Source organism: Ureibacillus sp. 179-F W5.1 NHS (assembly GCF_045369345.1).
Lineage (GTDB): Bacteria > Bacillota > Bacilli > Bacillales_A > Planococcaceae > Ureibacillus > Ureibacillus halotolerans.
Genome location: NZ_JBIQFG010000004.1, coordinates 74,734 through 93,935, shown reverse-complemented (window position 1 = coordinate 93,935; position 19,202 = coordinate 74,734). Strand labels below are relative to the sequence as shown.

Here is a 19,202-nt window from a genome sequence, read left to right as displayed (position 1 = left end):
ATTATACGCCATAGAAATTTAAAAATCTACAAAAAATATAGATTTTTTTAAAAATTCTATCTAATCATTCTACTTTTTGATAGTTTTAGCAGCAAAATACTTCCGAAAAGTTACTATTTTTCCCCATAACATTAATTTTTGTTCGGAAACTGAAAAGGTTTACATTGCGATAGAAATAGGCTTTTCATAATTCTTCATACCTTTCGACTTACGAAATGTTTCCATTTACCTATGTTTGTAAAACAAAATGTAAGATATAAAAAACCCATCGTAATCTACGATGAGTTTTAAAAATTATTATAATTTTAAACCACGTCTACTTTTAAATCGTCGAAGCAAAATATGACTTTCAACTCGGGTAATTCCGTCTAATGCATATAATTCTTCATTGATGAATCGTTCAAGAGCAGGAAAATTATCAACTAATACGTGGGTATGTAATGTAGAAGGTCCCGTCATTTGATAGCAGCTGGCCACACTTGGATTTTCCGCCAATGCTTCCGCTACTCGAACGAGGGAACTTGGCTCACAGTCTATTTCAAAAAATGCAGAAACCTCTTTCCCTACTTTCGAGCTATTAATGACAACGGTAAATTGCTCGATTACGCCATCATCCATTAGTTTAGCAACCCGTTCACGGACAGCAACCCGGGATAGACCTAATTCTTTCGCGATATCTACATAAGATAAACGCCCATTTTCAGTTAAAAGCGACAAAATATTTTTATCGATTTGATCCACTTCATCTCCTCCATCCAACTTTCTATTTATGCGTATTATACGAGAAAATTAATCAAAACGATAATAATCCACGCATTTTTATTCCAATCAGAATGATTATAGCCTATTTTTCAATCAAAATGAAAGAACATCCTTTTTTTCCCCTCCCCATTATTTAAATTGGAAATAATAAGAGGAATTTCTGCTAAATTATCTATTGTATAATCTGCGTTCACATAAAAAGTAGTGTAATCCTTTTTCCATATGGTCTTCATCCCTACCTTTTGGCTAGCGTCGATATCATTGAGAGGATGATCACCAACAAATACACAGTCGCAAGGGGAAACGTCTAGTTTCTCCATTGCTCTTTTGAATACTTTAGGATGAGGCTTTTTTTCCCTTCCCATTCTGAGATAATAATTGTTTGAAAATATTCTTCAATTTCTAGTGCCTTTATATTTGCCATTTGAAATTGTCCCATTCCATTTGTCACGATACCTAATAAAAGGTTGTTCCTTTTTAATTCCTCTAACATCATTTTGAGATGAGGAAAAGGAATGCAATAATGGTAAATTCAGTAATGTAATCTTCATACAACTCTTGCCACGCTACTTTGTTTATATCCATTTCCCTTGTCAACTTTTGGTATACTTTATCTTTCCAGACATATCCTCGATTATCGAGTTCCAGAAATCTCTTTGTGTACATCTCCTTTAAAATGAATTCAAAGTTTGTACAAAACCGGTCATATTGATTTTCAACAAAATATTTCACCGACTCATCACGATTGAGTAACGTCCCATCTAAATCGAACAAAATAGCTCTGATCATTATCACCACTCCTCAAGGAACGATACTATTTTATTTCTCTCTAACTTTATAAAAGCCCTCTATTATAAAAGGTCACAAGTAAATATTATTGTGATATATTCATAGTCTAGAAATTATGTTATGGTAGATTATCGACAACTTTAGATGAGAAGGTGAAGATAATGCTAGATGTTAGTGAAAGTCAATTATCGAAATATATTATCCATTATGTAGCAGATACCCTTTTAACAGGCGAAGAAGTGTATCCTCAACCAGAAATGATGCTGGAAGCAGCCTTTACTCAATTAGCTTTTCATAAAATCGATTTTGAACAACCATACGAATTTTTCCATGAAACGGATCTCGGATTAAACGAAATATATACTTATGTGAAATCAATTTTTGACCAAGATGATGGTTTTCTAGAACAGTCGAAAAATATTGCTACCCATTTACAAAGTGCCTCCCAGCATCCAAACATTAAAGGTGGCGAATTATTTATCGGTCTATTTGAAAATTGTATGATGCCAACTGGTGCAAAAAAGGTATTAGCAATTGTCAAAATCGATGAAAAAGAACTATTTTTAGATGTGAAAATGAAGAAAACAAACTTGTTGTAAATGGTATTGATGGCATAAACACAAAGAAAATAAATAATATGGCCGTTATCGTCGATATGGGAGCGGATGAAGCTCCAATCGTCTTTATTAAAACAAAACGAAAAGAAGATGTCGTCTATTGGCAAGAGCGTTTTTTAAAAATTAAAGTGGCTGATGAACATTACCATAAAACGAATTTAGCATTAACAGAATGTAAAAAGTATATTTTAAAAGAAGAAAGTTATTCCAATACAGAGAAGTTAGGTTTATTAAATAAAACCCTCGATTATTTTAGAAATGAAGAGGAATTTCAAGTAGATAATTATATTGATACAGTATTTGAAAAAGTGGATCCCGCTCAAAAAGATATCATTGTCAATACTGTCAAACCATATGAAACCGTTATATCTGAAACAGCTATTGAAAAGGTAGAAAAAACGTATAAACGGAAAATAAAACTTGATTCCAATATCGAAATACAAGTGAATGTCCAAAACATCGAACAAGTCGACGAGCTCATTGAAATTGGTTATGATGAAGGGACAAATCGAAAATTTTACAAAATTTATTTCCAAGAAGAATTATAACTTTATAACGGTTAAATCCCACTACCTCAAAGCAAGGTGTGGGATTTTTACTTTAAATAAACTTTATGTATTGGAATAAAAAATGCTACATTTATGTACCGATACATCTACTTTTATCGTTCTTTTCATTAAAGATTATTTAAATCATTTTCACCGACAATACTTATCCAAAGTTCCGCTACATTCGGATCATAGCTATCTGTTAAATCTAGTTGAACTTGATAGTTATTACCAGGTAAATAACGCTCATTGAATGTCTCATAGGAAGTATTTAAAACTGTACCATCAATGTCTACTTGCTCTACCTTTAACTTAATTTCATTTACTTCTTGTTCACCGGAAACGTATAGGTCGACAAATAGTTCCCATTCATAATCATAATTAAGTTCAGTCCAACTATCCGCTATTTCCACACCATTTACTACACTTGTATCATAATAACTTGTTGGCAAATACGAATCTTCATATAAATAATCTTCAGTGTATTCATAGTCTTCGCTATAACCGTATTCATCACTATACTTATTTGTAGACTCACCAAAATACTCATATGGATCTTGGAAATAAGCCATGGCAAAAAAGAAGAAAAATACTGCTATTAATAACATATAAAGTACAAAAAAGCTTCCAAAAATGATTAAATATGCTCTTGTAAATGATTTACGAGGTTCCTTCTTTTCAAAGAATGCCCAGTAAATAATAAATCCAATATTTACAAAAGGAATCGCTAAAAGAAGAAGTGTAATTAACCAATACTTCAATCCGTACTCATTCGGCGTTTCTTCATTTATTGTTTGTTCCTCTATAGCTATACGTTCTTCCTCTACGCTGTTTGTTGATGAATCTTCAAAATTTGGGGGTACCGACATTTCATTCCTCCTAATTGTTAATTTTTCCTTAAAAAGGTATTTGTTTAGACCGATTTATTTTAACATTCAGTCTATAGTAAGTAAATATTCCTGAAGTTAAAATTTCAAATTGAAGTCTTTTAAACTATTATAAATAAGAATCGGTCCTTTTCATATCTGTTATTAAAAACGGGTTATCCTTCTTCATCTCCTCAATAAGAACATCTGCTTTCTTTCGATTTTCCATTAATAGTTCTAATTCTCTTTGTGTAATACCAACTAATTGCATAAATTCCACTTTACCATGAACCGTATTAATCCCTTCAGCTTCAGTATCATTCACGACTAATAAAGCTGTAATATTGGAATCCGTCCCTATATGAAGAGAACTACCATTTCCTGCTATAAATTGCAATGGCTCAAAAAATCGATTTTGAGTGAAAGTATATCTTGCAAGGTTAGATAACATATCAATGGCCCACATACATTCATCATTTGTTTGTTCTTTAAGCTTTATCGTCATTTCATAGCCCCAGCGACTCCACTCACCACCGAATGCTTCTTCATTTGTATAAAGTTCTGTCATTCCGTAGGTAACTAAATGTTTAAATCCTTTTGGTGAATCATAAATACTATATCCATCTAAATATTCATCACCACCAAAAATGGCACGAGAATGTAACAATGTTCCGTAATGGGCTGGACTTTGGTTAGGATAGAGGTTATCAAAAACCGAATCTATCGATTTCCATCCTGGTGCCCAATCTTCCTGTTCTGCCGCAAGCCTTCTATACTCATCAAGTTTCATCAAAACCCTCCTTTTCACAGATATTAATTTTATATCGGTTCGACCTCTATAATTACATCTAAAAAAACAATCTTTTTTATGAAAAATTAGATTTTAACCAAAGCTATAATACTATACTTTTTCTAATTATGTAATAAGTTTCCTAATTTTAGGAAAAACGTTTTTTGTCCATAGTCCTTTTAGCACCTAAACATCTATTGAACTACTAATTTGGTCACCAATCATTCAGGTAAGAGTTACTGATATATAAAACTTTCCCCTCTTGATTTCTGCAGAAAATAAAAAAACGGATTCCATATTTCAGAATCCGTTTAGATCGTTTGTTATCGAATTACAATTAACTTTTCTTTCACAGGCACAATATGTTTCTCTGTTAATTCTTGATTTTGTTTACCAAAGGGCATCTGGGCGATTAATGTCCATGTTGAAGGAATATTCCATTCTTCTTTTAATGGTACTTCCATATGTTGCAAGGATGCTGCATAACCGACTGCTTCTAAACCAGTCCATATAGCATATTGTAACATTCCTTGATTTTGTTGCGCCCAAACATCAAATTCATTATGTAAATTTGGCATTTTTTCTTGGAATCCTTTTGTAATAGCCGTATCTTGGAAAAACAAAATCGTTCCATGGCCATTACGGAACCCATTAATACGAGACTCGGTACGTGAAAAATCTCGGTCTCCATTCTTTGCCCTCGCCACTTCCTCTACACGATTCCATAACGTTCTATGTTCATCATTAAAAATTACAACTGCACGAGTCTCTTGCCCATTAAAAGCCGTTGGCACATGATTTAATGCCGTTTCAACAATTTCAATTACTTGTTCATCTGGAACTACTGCCACATCTTCTAAAAAGTGGATGGAACGACGATTTTTCAACGCTTCAAAATAATTCATAACAGGAAATCCCTCTCTTTCGATCTATTCCTATTTCATTATAGCTTTACGCTATTTTGTGGTCTAGGAAACACTTTCCGCTCACAACTATCAAATGATATTTTCATAAAAAGTCTAATTCTACTTTCTTCTTTCCTAGTTTGCTTTTGAGTGAAAATGAAAATAGATTTCTTAATAGGGAATCTGTTCTATTTCACATAGCGTATCAATATAAAAATTAATTTTCCTTCATCTAAGAAATGGAGATGATAGTTGAAAAACATGATGAAATTATACGTTCTTTCTATAACACATATTTCCTAGTAGGATAGGTTATTGGATTTATTTTCCTTATTTATTATTGTATAGTATTATAATTTGTAGTATTCTGACATCAACTTAGATGTCATCGAAGTTATAAAGGTTGTTTGTTGCCTCTTTTATTTGTGAAGAAGAATTTCATACTATTAAAAACTTGGAGGGATTGGATGTCTAGGTTTTATAGGAAGTCTCTTTTAGTTGTCCTTGCTCTATTTTTGTCTATCGGAATGGTATCACCAACTCAAGCAGAATCAAAAGCAGAAGGTGGAGGTTATTGGGTTCCAAAAGACATGGTTGAAAAAGTTACCGAATTGATGGAAGAAGGAAAGCCCATTGGCGACCTTGGAATCAAGCAAGATCAGCTTCAGAAAACAGAAGGTATCCAGCCATTAAACGAATTAATGAAAGAAGATCAACAAAGCAAAACAACATATAGAGTAAACTTGGCTCCTCCAATTAAAACTGCAGAAGGCGAATGGGCACCCCCTGCCTTTGACTATGATCATATCCAAACAACCGACGAATGCCAAAGACACCCAGAAAGCAGTTCCGAAACCGGATATATTAAAAACCGTTACTCCTTTTGCTGGTCTCATGTTGCAACATATCAAGTTCCAGTTAAATGTATAGGGCCGATTTGTGATTACGAAGGCGTACAATTTCAATTTACTGAAATAGGCTATGGCTCCAACCAAAGCAGAAAAATGAGGGTCTTTTATACGATTGAAGATATACAAGTAACCGATCCAGCCTTAAACGGTGCAAAATTAAAAATTGATATGGTATGTGAATCAAAACTGAATGTAGGAGACTGTCAAGAGGATCCCGACTATCCGGCAACGGAACGAACGATTGCCCAATGTAAAAACACAAACTATAGTACAGAAATTTTCACTTCAGAAGCCCCTGAAGCAAATGCAGACAATCCAGATAAGATTGGGTATATGGAATTTTGGCCGAAGCTTACCTTTACCCATAAAGCAAGGAAATTTGAAGAAAGTATTGATGGTATTAAACAGAAAGTTCGTTTTGATTCTGCTAATTATATGTTTGTTTTCCCTGATCAATATTACTGGCAAGGAGCTGTATTCAGTAATGCAACGCCTATTTTCAATGTACCCATTACGAAACCAGAATTTGAAATGTTAAAAGAAGCTGGTGAGCATTGGAAATTTGCAATGGATCATCCAGAACAAACAAAACCTGAAATGATTGGAAAACAAATACCAGGAGGAGTCGGGGATAATACATTAACACGTATGTATTCAAAACGGCATCAGACAGAATACAATCGTAATAGATCAAAGACTAGCCGTGTCTGTGCAAGAGAATTTGCAAATGAAGACCGGACCGGTAAACAATGTGATGAGTTTCCTTTTGCTTCAACATGGCAAGGATCTTCCACAAATGGATCAGATAATTTCTCTATAAGACTTATATCAGCGGACTCCAATGAGGCTGCGGGAAGATGGCTAGGCGCATGGTATGCTTATGACCGTGTATTAGACGGGGACCCATTCCAAGTTGAGGTCGAAGCTCCCGAAAAAATTGCGACAATCCGTTCTGAAGGTCAGCCACAAGAAGATCAGGACCATCGTTCAAGCGATAATTTCTCTATTCAAAATATCCCGTCTTACGCGACAAAGCTACAGTGGAAAGTCATCGATGGACCAACTAATGTCCAGTTCGATGTTATGAAAGATATTAGTTTTGACGTCGATCCTACGATATTAAACGATCTTCAATCCGAGTCGGAGACAGACGTTGTAACTGGAGATAATCTTTACATCGCCAATCCGGAAAATACAAATGGAGAAAGCTTCACAGTAGAAGTCTATGCCATTCCATAAATCTATTGAGGCTGTTCAATAAAGTAGAAACTTTAAAGAACAGCCTCTTTTTCATTGATTTATATTTACCTATCCTTTTAAATAAATACTATTTTTTTACAGCATGAATGTAATGAATCGTTTCAAATGCAGATAAATAGTCTGTTCGATTACTAAAGAATTGATTTTGGATTGCATCTGGTGATAAATGTTCATAAATAAGTAAATTTGCGTCTTCTAATAATTTCTCCATTTCTTCATAAGAAAAACACGATTTCATTGGCTCTCCACTGGCTAAAGCCATTTGAACCATATTTTGAACTCTATTTGACACACCTTTTTCTTCGAATAACTTTTCGTCTGCATAGTCAAAAACGATTGAACTTCCCTTTGGTAATTTTGCAAAAAGTTCAATTAGCAACTTAGCAAATTCCTCTTTTGTTAAATAATAAGAAACACCTAAAAGACTTATGAAAGTTTTACGTTTTTCATTAAACCCTACTCCAACAAGCTTTTCGGTATTATATAATTTCGTAAAATCCATTGAAACAAAATGAAGATTTTTTGGAATTTGATAGTGAGTATCTGTTAATCTTATTTTTTTAAAGTCTTGTGTAGTTGGATGATCCACTTCAAATATTTCTAGACGCCCATTTAAATGGGGATACCGATAACAAAAAGTATCCAACCCAGCTCCTAAAATCACATATTGTTGAACGCCAAGTAGAATTTCATTTTGTAATATATTTTCGCAATAGGCAGCACGAGCTAAAGGCGTTGGGGAAAGTTGTACTTGCGTAATCCATTTTAGTATTTCATCTGGTTGATTTTGAAACTGATGTGCAATTTCATTATTAAAAAATTGTATTCCATTAATCATGTTTTCTCGAATCGTTGCAAATTCTTTTTCGGTAATTAAATCCGCTGCGATAAAATCTTCAAATATTTTTGGTTCATCAAATTTACTATGGTACGCTCTACTAAAAGCAGATATTAAGGAAGTTAAACTTGCTTCATTATTATTCAACCCTTTTCCTCCCAAAAAAATAAGATTCCCCTGGCCAGGAGAATCTTATTATATACATTACTAATTTAATTGTAAATTATAGCATAAATAAAAATTTTTATCAATTATTTCAACCTTAATTGTTCACTTTAAGTACAAAAAAGATTCTACTTTTACAATATCGTTCTGAAAAAGGATAGGGTTTATTTAAGTAAAAACCCCTCTCCTATAAACAACATTACAATACAATACATATCTATCGGTACCATATGAAGGTAAGGAAACAACGCATTTAATTTTAAATAGATGTTCGTTGGAATTATTTTAAAACGAGCGTTAGATTGAGCATCAACAAGTAGTCCATTGTTGTTTACTTTTTCAGAAGAATCTTGCAGTTCCCAAATGGCTTCATTCAAGTTAGGATTCACGTAATCAGCCTCTAAAAAGGCATATTGAGGATTTGAAATCGCCAAAATTACACTTCCTTCGTATAATTTTCCCAATCCTTTTGAAACAACTACATGTCATGCAATCCGAAATGTTTTTTACTGTGTAATGTATTATATTCCTAATTGTTTACTGTCATAACTCGTCATACATTGTTCTTTTAAAACAAAAAAACTAGCAGAATATCTCTGCTAGTAGGCGAAAAATGAACCGATTGCTATTCCAATTATAGCGAGAAAAATGAAAACGATAATAAATAAAATCGTAAAAATAACAGTCGGTATTAATAGGGTAAAGAAAGCTTTCCAATTTGAAATTTGATGTGCTTCTGCGATAACCGCAACGGAAATGACAATGCACCAAACCGTTACTACAACTGTTAACAAAAGCGTAATAATAACTAGGAGTAAACTACTACCTTCAACATCCGGAGTAAATAAACTATATGGATCAGTAAACATCCAAATAATATAAAAAGGAATTAAAATCACATAAGGAATTGAAATAAGGGATAATCCTTTAAATATCTCCTGATATGTTCCAACTCCTTTAAACATTTTCCCTATCGGCCAAACAATTAAGGAATAGAATGCATTAGAAATAATTCCGAAAAACACTGAACAGAAAATAAGTAAGATTAATATTCCCCAAATTGGAAAAAATGGATAAAGTTCTGTATCAATTATTGATGCACAGAATACGCCGATATATCCGATAATAATGATGAAAAGCGAATAAGGAATCCCCTTATGATCCATTACATATCTTGCTGTTTTTTTCGGATGTAACCAAACCGATAAAAACGGATTTAATTTTTGTTGTTCTTGTTCATTCATCAAATCACCTTCTTTTATTCTTTGTTGACTTTATAAGTAAACCATGAAGGTGAATTTTTGTAAATGTTGTATTTTTATAGAAATTGAAAAAGGGAAACATACTGGTATCTTTTTTATAGAAGTATAATTTTAATCCCAGTCCAATTCTTCGCTATTATTCTTTCTATAAAAGGCTGCATTGTCCGAATCCTTTCTGACAAAGGCATATCTTTAATAACTGTACCGATAGATTGCTCCGCCTCTTTTGTCACATCTTCTAAATAGGCATATTCCTCATCTGAAAAACGAATTGTTACGGTTTGCGACATATGAACCATCCTCTCTGTTTCGAAAGAATTTTCCTTGTAAACATATATTATTTCTTTGTACACAAATAATCAAATTGAATTTTCTAAACATAAAAACCACTTACAACCTCGTTTAAATCAAGGTTGTAAGTGATTCTCCACCAACTATGTTTTAGCTCCATTATTAGCTAAGGAATAAGGTTAAGGGTTTTCAGAATAAATATCCCTCTCCTATCAACAGAATTACAATAAAATAAATATCTACTATTCACAAAATAAGATAGCCAGTTTACTTTTAAATAAACGTTCGTTGGAATCATTTTAAGTAATGTTTCGGAAAGATCTTCGTGTTGTTCCCTATCGTCTACCTTTTCTGAACAATCTTTAAGTTTAGGTAAGAAGCGATTTAAATTTGGATTCATGTAATCAGCCTCTAAAAAGGCATACTGAGGGTTGGAAATCGCCAACATTACACTTCCTTCGCATCATTTTCTGTCCTCAAACAGTCAGAAGCAGCTACAAGTCATGCAATCCGAAATGAGACGATCACTGTACAACCTATTATATTCCCGATATATCGACATCATAACTGTTTGTTATAATTCCTTTTACAAAAAGCGAATGAATAAATTTGTAGCCAAATTCATTCATTCGCTGCTTTACTTAAACAAAGTATTCAATTATACAGAGGTCCCAAACCGCTCTTCCAATTGTTCCATAACTTCTTTCACATATTCTTCGGAAAGATTATGTTTGGCAATATATCGATTGCGTGGATGTTTTGCACATTCTAATGAGCATCCACCAAGATGTTTCGCTTCATTTTCTTCCGATGCAAGAATATGTTTGTTACATTCAGGATTCGCACACTTAATATAACGTTCGCATGGTGTACCGTCATAATGATCTTTTCCGACAACGACATGTTCTACTTGGTTAATCGGTACAGTAATCCGCTCATCGAAAACGTACATTTGTCCGTCCCATAATTGACCTTTAGCAACCGGATCTTTACTATATGTTGCAATCCCACCATGTAATTGTCCTACATCTTCCCCGATTCCTTCCCGTTTTAACCAGCCGGAGAATTTTTCACAACGGATACCGCCTGTACAATAAGTTAATACCCGTTTTCCTTCGAATAATTCTTTATTTGCCCGTACCCATGCTGGAGTGTCCCGGAATGTTTCGACTTCAGGACGAATCGCCCCACGGAAATGACCGACATCGTATTCATAAGTGTTACGTACATCTAACACAACCGTATCTTCCCGTTGCATCTCTTCCATAAATTCAGCAGGTGATAGATAGCGACCAGTAATCTCTTTTGGATTTATATCGTCTTCTAAGCTTAAATTTACAAGCTCAGGACGGGGGCGACATTTCATCTTTTTAAAAGCGTGCCCTTCTGCTTCATCTACTTTAAACACAATCCCTTCAAACAATGGATCATTTTTCATCATATCCATATAAGCATTCGTATCTGCAATTGTTCCAGAAACAGTTCCATTAATGCCTTCTTTTGCAACAAGAACTCGACCTTTTAAGTTTAAATCCTTACATACTTGTAAATGCTCTTCGGCAAAGGTTTCTGGATTTTCAATCGTTGTATAATGATAATATAATAAAACTTGGTAATTCATCTTACGTTCCACCTATCATACATATTTACAGGATATCCTGATAGTTTCAAAATGTTATTATACTATATTTTTACCACGATTAGTTTAAATTTATGATATAATCTTTGTTTTTCAAACCGTTATGTTACACTTGGCATAAAGAGGAGGTTTTCATTATGCAACAACTACAATTTGAACAATCTTGGAATAAAGCATTATCTACTCAAGATCGAAGTATGATTGAAGAACTATTTCAACAAACGAAGGAATTGAAAACTTCCGGCGTACACTTCTCTCCGATCAGACTTTCATACAACTATAAAAAAGAACTGTTAATTACCGTATTAGTACATAACTTTACAGACAGACCGCTAACATTTCATAACACGTCATTAGTTTACCGTACACTAGAAAAAATTGTGGCAGAAAAAAATTTCACAATCCCTGCTTTAAGTGTACCAGCTAACGTAAGCATGCCATGGACGTTTATATTTTCCGAAAATGACTATCATACGGACGCTTTAAATTGTGAAAATGGTCTGCTTCTATTGGATAATAAATAACTTTTCCGTCGTTAATAACAATATGTAATTTATAGAAACTTAAATCCTTCATTATTTGATAGAAGGATTTTCTTTTTTGGTCAACAATGAAGATGGGGCACTGAAACATTTTTCTATAAAATAAATTTCTTTTTCGACAGATGTTTTCTAAAATTGAACCTCTACTCATATCTAAGACCTTGGGACAATTCTTTTAACTTCTCATAATTCAATATGCGAATCGTTTGACGTGTCTTTTCAATAATATCTCTTTCAGTTAAATCATGAATAACCCGATTTAAATGACGATGGGTCGTTCCAAGTAAATTCGCTATTTCCCTAGTATTTCCTGTCTGAAGCTCTGTTCCAAATTCATTTCCCGGTGTGGAAATAGATAATAAAAAACTTGCCAGACGATTTTCTACCGATGCTAACAAATTAACACGGGATGATGTCGTAATCGTTTCTAATTTGTAACTTAGATGTTTTAAAAGGTCTTGCAAAAACGCATTATTTCCCATTTCCTTTTTATAAATATAATCAAATGGTAAAGCGATAAAAAGACACTCAGTTACAGCCGTTATTTGAGATTGTATTGGGATTTGACGCACAAGTTCTAAATCACCAATTAAAGCGAGGGGATGATTAAATCGCAACAATAACGATTTTCCCGTTTCAACACTTGATGTTGCCTTAACTCTTCCTTCCACTAAATAAAGTAAATATTCTGCCTCTGCCCCTTCTCGTAAAACCGTTTCACCTTCCGCATACGCGAGTAATTTAAATGGACGTTCCTCATATTGTTCAAAAATTTTATGAAGCTTAAATTTCATTAATTTGTCACGAAGAAGTATCGAATCTCTAATTACTTGCACATAAAAAACCCCTTTTTGGACATATGTCCTTTTCATTATAGGGGTAATTGTTATGATGATGTTAATAATAAGTGCAAAGAAATTTGTTGCAACAAGTTTAACTTTGAAAGTATTGAGGTGTTTAGATGAATAAAAATTTAATATATCCCCTACTTATCGTGATTGGATCAAGCTCTTACGGGATATTATCCACCATCATTAAACTATCCATGGAACACGGCTTCACAACAGCCGAGGCTGTGACAAGTCAATATGTGGTAGGCTTTATGTTGGCTATTATTTTATTCATTATTACGCAACGGGCTTTACCAAAAATCTCGTTGAAAGGCTTTTTTGTTATCATGATTTCTGGTTTCCTAACTGGTACAACCGGCATCGTATATGGACAAGCTGTACATTACTTACCAGCTTCCCTAGCAGTTGTTATGTTATTCCAGTTTACTTGGATCGGCTTATTTTTAGATTGCATTATTCACCGCCGCCGTCCGACAAGACCAGAACTAATTTCCCTAGTCTTTTTAGTAGCAGGTACGATTTTAGCTGCTGGTATTTTAGATGTTGATTTAAGTGGACTAGATTGGAGAGGATGGGCGTTCGGTTTAGCAGCCGCATTTAGCTTTGCTTGCTTTATGCAATTTAACTCGAAGCAGGTTGAAGGAATTTCAACAATTGGTCGAATGACAGTTATGTCATTATTTTCGATGATCATCGTACTTGTTTTCCAAGCACCCGAGATTATTACGACTGGAAAACTATTTAGTACTAGCCTATTGTATTTTGGATTAGCCCTTGGATTCTTCGGGATTATTTTACCCATTATTTTATTTACAATAGCAGTTCCAAAAGTTGGTGGTGGCATAGCTTCCATTTTAAGCGCTACCGAGCTTCCAGTTGCGATTGTTGTTTCTGTTATTGTCTTGCATGAAGCTTTAACATGGATACAAATTATCGGGATTGTTCTAGTTCTTTTCGGAATGATGTTGCCGACGTTATATCAACACCGAAAACAATCAGCAAAAACGGATAATCATTTGATTGTAAACGAAAAAAGTACTCTATAAGACAGACAATTTAAAAAAAGTCTCTCTTATGGGGTACTTTTTTTAGCAATTAAAAGTGGCTACAGAAAGGGGTTAGTTGAGCAACATAACCGAAAAGTTTTAAAGTATATATTATATAGAAGAAACTCAAAATAATTGAAATTATGCCATACTTCAAATCCAGTTTACCTTACAAATTTATTTTTCAGTCGACCTATACCTTCAATTTCAATTTCAACAATATCACCTGCTTGTAAATATTGACGCTTAGAAGGATCCATACCTAATATGACACCTTCAGGAGTACCTGTTAAAATAACGTCACCAGGCATTAATGTCATATGGGCAGATAAGTATGAAATAATATCCGCGCAGTTAAAAATCATTTGTGATGTATTGGCATTTTGACGGATTTCTCCATTTACATAAGTGCGAATGTTTAGGTGATGGGGATCTTGAATTTCATCAGCTGTCACAATATATGGTCCAACCGGACAATAGCCATCGATGGCTTTCCCTAACATCCATTGATGGGTACGGAATTGCCAATCACGGGACGATATATCGTTAGCAATGGAGTATCCAAACACATAGTTGAGAGCATCTTCTTTTGAAATATTACGGGCCACTTTCCCAATAATAACTACTAATTCCCCTTCGTAATCATTTTCTTTCGATGTAGCCGGCATCAAAATGTTATTTTGATGGGCATTTAGCGAGTTGGTGAATTTATTAAATAGGACTGGATCATCCAAAACAGCCAAATTGGATTCATCGGCATGTTCTTGATAATTGACCCCTACACAAATAATTTTTTCGGGTGACTCGACAACAGGTAAAAATTGTAATTGTCCCTCCGTTAACCGGAATCGTTCGATTTCATTCGGTATTAAAGACTCAATGAATACCGACACTTTATTCCAACTCGTAATAATTTGTTCCATAGTGTTTGGAAAAGGATAGTTCCTACTTTTTGCATAAGCTGTTAAGTCGATAATCCTATTTCCTTGCTTAACACCAATATGAACCCTATCCTCTACTGAAAATCGTAACAGTTTCAAAAGTAGCTGCCCCCTTTTCTAACTTCCTATCTTCTCTAACCATTTAATCGTCAATACACTATCCATTGGAGGTTGGTCAGTTTGTAAAAGAATTTCCTTCTTTGACTGCACTTTCGCAATTGCTTCAGACATTGCACCATCTGTCCCAATCAAAATTTTATACTTTCCTAAATTAGGCATTGAATAGTTTGGTAATATACCATTTTTACAACAGTACTTTGTTTCATAATAGTCCCCCAATAAGCTCGGAATGTCTTGTAATCTACTCTCCATTAAATATTTTCGGATGAGGGTGGAGCTAATTTTTTGTCCTTGCCACTTTAGTTCATCCACAATCGTAACCCCAATTTGAGATGGTACATGACGATAAATCGTTTCCACATTCCCCTTCGCTTTGTAGCCATATGTATAGTCAAAGCCGCAAATAATTTCCTTTGCCCCTAAGCCTAACACGTATTGTTGCATAAACTCATATGCTTCCACTTTTGCTAATTCCTTTGTAAACTCCACGACATAAAAGAGATCAACACCTAACTGCTCCAGCTTTTCGACTTTTTGCTCAAGGGGCTCTAAATAGGCAACTTCAAAGCCCGGAATTAAAACGCTTTTCGGATGAGGGAAAAAGGATAGGACCGCTAATGAAATACTATGTTTCAAAGCTTGTTCTTTTGCGGTCTTCACGACTTTTTGATGCCCTAAATGCACACCGTCAAAGTATCCGAGTGCCATTGCCACATCTTCTGCTTGCGCCTGTAAGTCCCGTAAGTTTGCTTCATTCACATAGATTACTTTCATTTGCGTATCCTCCTTGTTTTAAGCCTTCACTAATTGTTGGGCTACTTCGTAAATTAAATCCTCTTGACCTCCAACGGTTTTTCTTTGACCTAATTCCATTAAAATATCTCGTTCGTCAACACCAAATTGTTGAGCAGCCTTTTGGGCATGGAGCAAGAAGCTGGAATAGACACCGGCATAACCTAGAACTAAACTAGACCCTGAAATTTCCTGCGGTTGCTGCATTAATGGTGCGATGACCTCATTGGCAACGTCCATCAATTTATATAAATCGATGCCTGTTTGATAGCCTAGTTTTTCGAGTACAGCGACCATTACTTCCGTTTGGGTATTCCCTGCACCAGCTCCTAGTGCTCGTAAACTGCCATCAATGTAATTCGCTCCTGCCTCTATTGCAGCAATTGTATTCGCTAAAGCCATCGATAAATTGTTATGGGCATGGAAGCCAATATCACATTGTAACGTATCTTTTAAAGCAGCTACTCGTGCCGTTACTTCATGTGGCAATAAAGCGCCAGCTGAATCAGTTACATAGACAACCTCTGCACCATAGCTTTCGAATAATTTCGCCTGCTCTACAATTTTCTCTACCGGTGTCATATGGGCCATCATTAAAAATCCAACCGTCTTCAAACCTAATTCACGGCCTAGTCCAATATGCTGAGCCGCTACATCTGCCTCTGTTACGTGAGTAGCAACGCGTACCATTTTTGCTCCAATTGATGCAGCTGCCTGTAAGTCTTGTTTCGTTCCAATGCCAGGTATTAATAATACCGACACTTCTGAAAAGGTTGCTTCCTCCACCGCCGCTTCAATAAGTTTCAACTCATCTACTTTGGAAAGACCGTATTGCAATGAAGAACCACCTAAACCATCCCCATGGGTTACTTCAAAATAGCGTACCCCTGCAGCATTTAACCCCTTTGCTGCCGCACGTACTTGCTCCACTGTAAAGGAATGGCGTACTGAATGGCTTCCATCACGTAATGATACATCTAAAATATTTAATGATTGACTCATTTTGCTGCCTCCTTCTCACGCATAAAATGTCGTGCCATTTCATTTCCAACTTGTACTGCAGCCGCTGTCATAATATCCAAGTTACCAGCGTATGCAGGTAAATAATCAGCCGCCCCATTAACTTCCAAAAATACTGATACTCTTTTTCCTTCAAAAATTGGATCTACTTTTACTGTATAACCCGGCACGTACGACTGAACTTCCACTACCATATTTTGAATGGAATTTCGAATAGCTTCCTCATGTCCCTCTTCTTCCACCAATGCATGAACAGCATCACGCATAATAATTGGTGGTTCAGCAGGATTTAATAAAATAATCGCTTTCCCTTTCTTTGCACCACCTACTACTTCAATCGCTTTGGATGTAGTACTTGTAAACTCATCGATGTTCGCCCGAGTACCAGGACCTGCACTTTTACTCGCAATAGTTGCTACAATTTCAGCGTACTCTACTTGTACAATTCGATTAATGGCATGGATGATCGGAATCGTTGCTTGCCCACCACAAGTGACCATATTGACATTCGATTTTTCTAGATGTTCCTTTAAATTAACTGGCGGTACAGTAAATGGACCAATAGCAGCCGGTGTTAAATCAATTACTTTTTTTCCAGCAGCTGTTAACACATCACTATTTTTTTGATGGGCATACGCACTCGTGGCGTCATAGACAATATCTACTAAGTCCAGTCTTTTTGCTAATCCATCGATTCCATTCGTAATAATTTTATAACCCCGATCCTTAGCCCGTTTTAAACCGTCTGAAGTAGGATCAATACCGACCATTACACTCATTTCTAACACAGGACTACGTTCGATTTTATACATCAAATCGGTACCGATGTTACCAGAACCAATAATTCCCACTTTTAATTTTGTCATTTTTTCACCACTTCCTTCAAAATGGTAACGCTTACTTTTCCAAGCACACCAAAGTCCGCCTCAAAAGCGTCCCCTACTTTAAATTCTACTGCTTTCGATAGAGCACCAGATAACACAAACATACCTGGCTCAATGGAAACACCATAATGACATACTTCATTCGCTAACCAAACGACAGCGTTTAACGGATTTCCTAGCACAGCCGCACTCGTTGCTCGGTCTAACAGTTCCCCATTTTTATAGACCGTCATCTCCACATTGGAAATATCCTCAATGTCCGATAATCGGGTCCGTTTTTTCCCTAAAATCGTACCTGCTGAAGAGCCATTATCAGCAACTGTATCTTCAAATCGGATGTTCCAGTTTGCAATACGGCTATCAATAATTTCTACTGCCGGTACAACATAATCCGTTGCATCAATTACATCTTGTACTGTGACATTGGGTCCCTTTAATTGCTTATTCAACACAAAGGCAATTTCAAATTCTACTTTAGGTTGAATAAACGGTTCAGCCGAAATACCTTGATGTTCATCAAACACCATCGAATCTAAAATAAAGCCGTAATCTGGTGTGTACACGTTCAGCATTTCTTGCATTGCTTTACTCGTTAAACCAATTTTTAGTCCCCTTACCGTTGCCCCTGCATCAACTTTTTTTCGAATTTGATAAAGTTGAATGGCATATGCATCTTCAACCGAAATGTTTTCTGTTGTCGACGTTAGTGGAGCGATTGGTTGTTTTAAACGTTCTGCTTCAAGTAATTGCTCTCCTATAATTTTTCTATCCATCGTCATACCCCCTTTACGATTCAACTGTGGCTAATTCGGCTAACTGGCGATATTGCCCTCCAAAAAATAATAGCGGGTTTTTATCTTCAATTCGCAAATCGATGACTTTTCCAATAAATAAAGTGTGATCCCCTTCTACATGTTCGCTTACGACTTCACATGCAATTTGAGCTATAGCACCATCAAGTACAGGCAACCCTGATAAATTTGCAAATTGAACATCTTGTTCTTGTTGTCCAGCAAAATGACGCGAATAGTGCTCTTGATCTTCACTTAAAATATTGACTGAGAATTTTCTCGAAAAGGTTACCTTTTCTAAAAACTTAGCTTTATGACCGATGGAAATAACAACGAGCTTTGGATCAAGTGAGACAGACATAAAACCATTTGCTGTCATACCATGGGGCACCCCATCATTTTCCGTTATTAACACCGTGACACCTGTTGCAAATTTCCCCATTGCGTTTCGAAATAAACGATTATCCATCCTATATTACCCCGTTTCGTTTGTGGTTGGTATTATCATAAAATAATCAAAAAATCTTTATAATTGCTATTTTTATTGAAAATTCAGATAAAAACAATAAAAA

General features: G+C 35.2%; 22 protein-coding genes and 1 pseudogene. 5 read left to right on the top strand and 18 right to left on the bottom strand.

Features of this window, described 5'->3' with window-relative positions; translation table 11 throughout:
- Positions 1 to 297 precede the first annotated feature (297 nt).
- The 3 genes and pseudogenes from ACH0B5_RS03655 to ACH0B5_RS03645 form a co-directional block, all read right to left on the bottom strand.
- Positions 298 to 741 (bottom strand): Lrp/AsnC family transcriptional regulator, encoded by a 444-nt coding sequence (locus ACH0B5_RS03655; protein ID WP_241559290.1) that lies wholly within the window; start codon positions 739 to 741, stop codon positions 298 to 300.
- A gap of 110 nt (positions 742 to 851) precedes the next feature.
- Positions 852 to 1,255 (bottom strand): annotated as a pseudogene (locus tag ACH0B5_RS03650) (HAD family hydrolase).
- The gene (locus tag ACH0B5_RS03645) at positions 1,255 to 1,551 is read right to left on the bottom strand and encodes an HAD hydrolase-like protein (RefSeq protein ID WP_406927400.1); all 297 of its coding nucleotides are present in this window, start codon (positions 1,549 to 1,551) and stop codon (positions 1,255 to 1,257) included. The pseudogene ACH0B5_RS03650 and the gene ACH0B5_RS03645 overlap by 1 nt, the downstream one beginning before the upstream one ends.
- 161 nt (positions 1,552 to 1,712) lie before the next feature.
- On the opposite strand from ACH0B5_RS03645, the gene ACH0B5_RS03640 reads away from it, so the two are divergent.
- Together ACH0B5_RS03640 and ACH0B5_RS03635 are read left to right on the top strand one after the other, a co-directional pair.
- Complete coding sequence (locus ACH0B5_RS03640; protein ID WP_406927399.1) at positions 1,713 to 2,150, top strand: nucleoid-associated protein; 438 nt, start codon at positions 1,713 to 1,715, stop codon at positions 2,148 to 2,150.
- A gap of 38 nt (positions 2,151 to 2,188) precedes the next feature.
- Entirely contained in the window at positions 2,189 to 2,716 is a 528-nt protein-coding gene (locus ACH0B5_RS03635) for a nucleoid-associated protein (RefSeq protein WP_406927398.1), read from the top strand.
- 128 nt (positions 2,717 to 2,844) lie between these two features.
- On the opposite strand, the gene ACH0B5_RS03630 is transcribed toward ACH0B5_RS03635, so the two are convergent.
- The 3 genes from ACH0B5_RS03630 to ACH0B5_RS03620 form a co-directional block, all read right to left on the bottom strand.
- A complete protein-coding gene (locus ACH0B5_RS03630) occupies positions 2,845 to 3,585 on the bottom strand; it encodes a hypothetical protein (RefSeq protein WP_406927397.1) in 741 nt (246 codons plus the stop codon).
- 127 nt (positions 3,586 to 3,712) lie between these two features.
- Positions 3,713 to 4,372 (bottom strand): suppressor of fused domain protein, encoded by a 660-nt coding sequence (locus tag ACH0B5_RS03625; protein WP_406927396.1) that lies wholly within the window; start codon positions 4,370 to 4,372, stop codon positions 3,713 to 3,715.
- A gap of 323 nt (positions 4,373 to 4,695) precedes the next feature.
- Complete coding sequence (locus ACH0B5_RS03620) at positions 4,696 to 5,277, bottom strand: nitroreductase family protein (protein ID WP_406927395.1); 582 nt, start codon at positions 5,275 to 5,277, stop codon at positions 4,696 to 4,698.
- Positions 5,278 to 5,744: 467 nt separating this feature from the next.
- Between ACH0B5_RS03620 and ACH0B5_RS03615 the strand changes: the two genes are divergently transcribed.
- A complete protein-coding gene (locus tag ACH0B5_RS03615; RefSeq protein WP_406927394.1) occupies positions 5,745 to 7,427 on the top strand; it encodes a NucA/NucB deoxyribonuclease domain-containing protein in 1,683 nt (560 codons plus the stop codon).
- 88 nt (positions 7,428 to 7,515) lie between these two features.
- Here the strand turns inward: ACH0B5_RS03615 and ACH0B5_RS03610 are convergent, their stop codons facing one another.
- From ACH0B5_RS03610 to trhO, 5 genes are all read right to left on the bottom strand, one after another.
- Entirely contained in the window at positions 7,516 to 8,433 is a 918-nt protein-coding gene (locus ACH0B5_RS03610) for a class I SAM-dependent methyltransferase (RefSeq protein WP_406927393.1), read from the bottom strand.
- Between the two features lie 182 nt (positions 8,434 to 8,615).
- On the bottom strand, positions 8,616 to 8,885 hold the full coding sequence (locus tag ACH0B5_RS03605; protein WP_122972311.1) for a hypothetical protein: 270 nt from the start codon (positions 8,883 to 8,885) through the stop codon (positions 8,616 to 8,618).
- Between the two features lie 165 nt (positions 8,886 to 9,050).
- Entirely contained in the window at positions 9,051 to 9,695 is a 645-nt protein-coding gene (locus tag ACH0B5_RS03600) for a YIP1 family protein (protein WP_341362409.1), read from the bottom strand.
- Positions 9,696 to 9,808: 113 nt separating this feature from the next.
- On the bottom strand, positions 9,809 to 10,003 hold the full coding sequence (locus ACH0B5_RS03595) for a hypothetical protein (protein ID WP_341362410.1): 195 nt from the start codon (positions 10,001 to 10,003) through the stop codon (positions 9,809 to 9,811).
- A 659-nt stretch (positions 10,004 to 10,662) separates the two neighbouring features.
- Complete coding sequence (gene trhO / locus ACH0B5_RS03590; protein ID WP_122972315.1) at positions 10,663 to 11,625, bottom strand: oxygen-dependent tRNA uridine(34) hydroxylase TrhO; 963 nt, start codon at positions 11,623 to 11,625, stop codon at positions 10,663 to 10,665.
- Between the two features lie 155 nt (positions 11,626 to 11,780).
- Here trhO and ACH0B5_RS03585 point away from each other — a divergent pair, with 155 nt between their 5' ends.
- Positions 11,781 to 12,167 (top strand): SLAP domain-containing protein, encoded by a 387-nt coding sequence (locus ACH0B5_RS03585; RefSeq protein ID WP_122972316.1) that lies wholly within the window; start codon positions 11,781 to 11,783, stop codon positions 12,165 to 12,167.
- Between the two features lie 161 nt (positions 12,168 to 12,328).
- On the opposite strand, the gene ACH0B5_RS03580 is transcribed toward ACH0B5_RS03585, so the two are convergent.
- Positions 12,329 to 13,021, bottom strand: coding sequence for a Crp/Fnr family transcriptional regulator (locus tag ACH0B5_RS03580; RefSeq protein ID WP_406927392.1), 693 nt, complete (start codon positions 13,019 to 13,021; stop codon positions 12,329 to 12,331).
- A gap of 125 nt (positions 13,022 to 13,146) precedes the next feature.
- Between ACH0B5_RS03580 and ACH0B5_RS03575 the strand changes: the two genes are divergently transcribed.
- Positions 13,147 to 14,082, top strand: coding sequence for an EamA family transporter (locus ACH0B5_RS03575; protein WP_406927391.1), 936 nt, complete (start codon positions 13,147 to 13,149; stop codon positions 14,080 to 14,082).
- Between the two features lie 164 nt (positions 14,083 to 14,246).
- Here the strand turns inward: ACH0B5_RS03575 and ACH0B5_RS03570 are convergent, their stop codons facing one another.
- From ACH0B5_RS03570 to ACH0B5_RS03545, 6 genes are read right to left on the bottom strand one after another with little or no spacing between them, the layout of a single operon-like run.
- Positions 14,247 to 15,122 carry a fumarylacetoacetate hydrolase family protein gene (locus tag ACH0B5_RS03570; protein ID WP_341362412.1) on the bottom strand — a complete coding sequence of 292 codons (876 nt, stop codon included), beginning with the start codon at positions 15,120 to 15,122 and terminating at the stop codon, positions 14,247 to 14,249.
- 18 nt (positions 15,123 to 15,140) lie between these two features.
- Positions 15,141 to 15,917: an FAD synthetase family protein gene (locus ACH0B5_RS03565; RefSeq protein ID WP_122972319.1), complete on the bottom strand. Its 777-nt coding sequence runs from the start codon at positions 15,915 to 15,917 to the stop codon at positions 15,141 to 15,143.
- Between the two features lie 18 nt (positions 15,918 to 15,935).
- On the bottom strand, positions 15,936 to 16,937 hold the full coding sequence (gene dmpG / locus ACH0B5_RS03560) for a 4-hydroxy-2-oxovalerate aldolase (RefSeq protein WP_122972320.1): 1,002 nt from the start codon (positions 16,935 to 16,937) through the stop codon (positions 15,936 to 15,938).
- Positions 16,934 to 17,821 (bottom strand): acetaldehyde dehydrogenase (acetylating), encoded by an 888-nt coding sequence (locus ACH0B5_RS03555; protein WP_122972321.1) that lies wholly within the window; start codon positions 17,819 to 17,821, stop codon positions 16,934 to 16,936. Before ACH0B5_RS03555 ends, dmpG begins: the two co-directional genes overlap by 4 nt.
- Positions 17,818 to 18,612 (bottom strand): 2-keto-4-pentenoate hydratase, encoded by a 795-nt coding sequence (locus ACH0B5_RS03550; RefSeq protein WP_122972322.1) that lies wholly within the window; start codon positions 18,610 to 18,612, stop codon positions 17,818 to 17,820. Before ACH0B5_RS03550 ends, ACH0B5_RS03555 begins: the two co-directional genes overlap by 4 nt.
- Positions 18,613 to 18,625: 13 nt before the next feature.
- Entirely contained in the window at positions 18,626 to 19,099 is a 474-nt protein-coding gene (locus ACH0B5_RS03545) for a flavin reductase family protein (RefSeq protein ID WP_122972323.1), read from the bottom strand.
- Between the last annotated feature and the right edge of the window lie 103 nt (positions 19,100 to 19,202).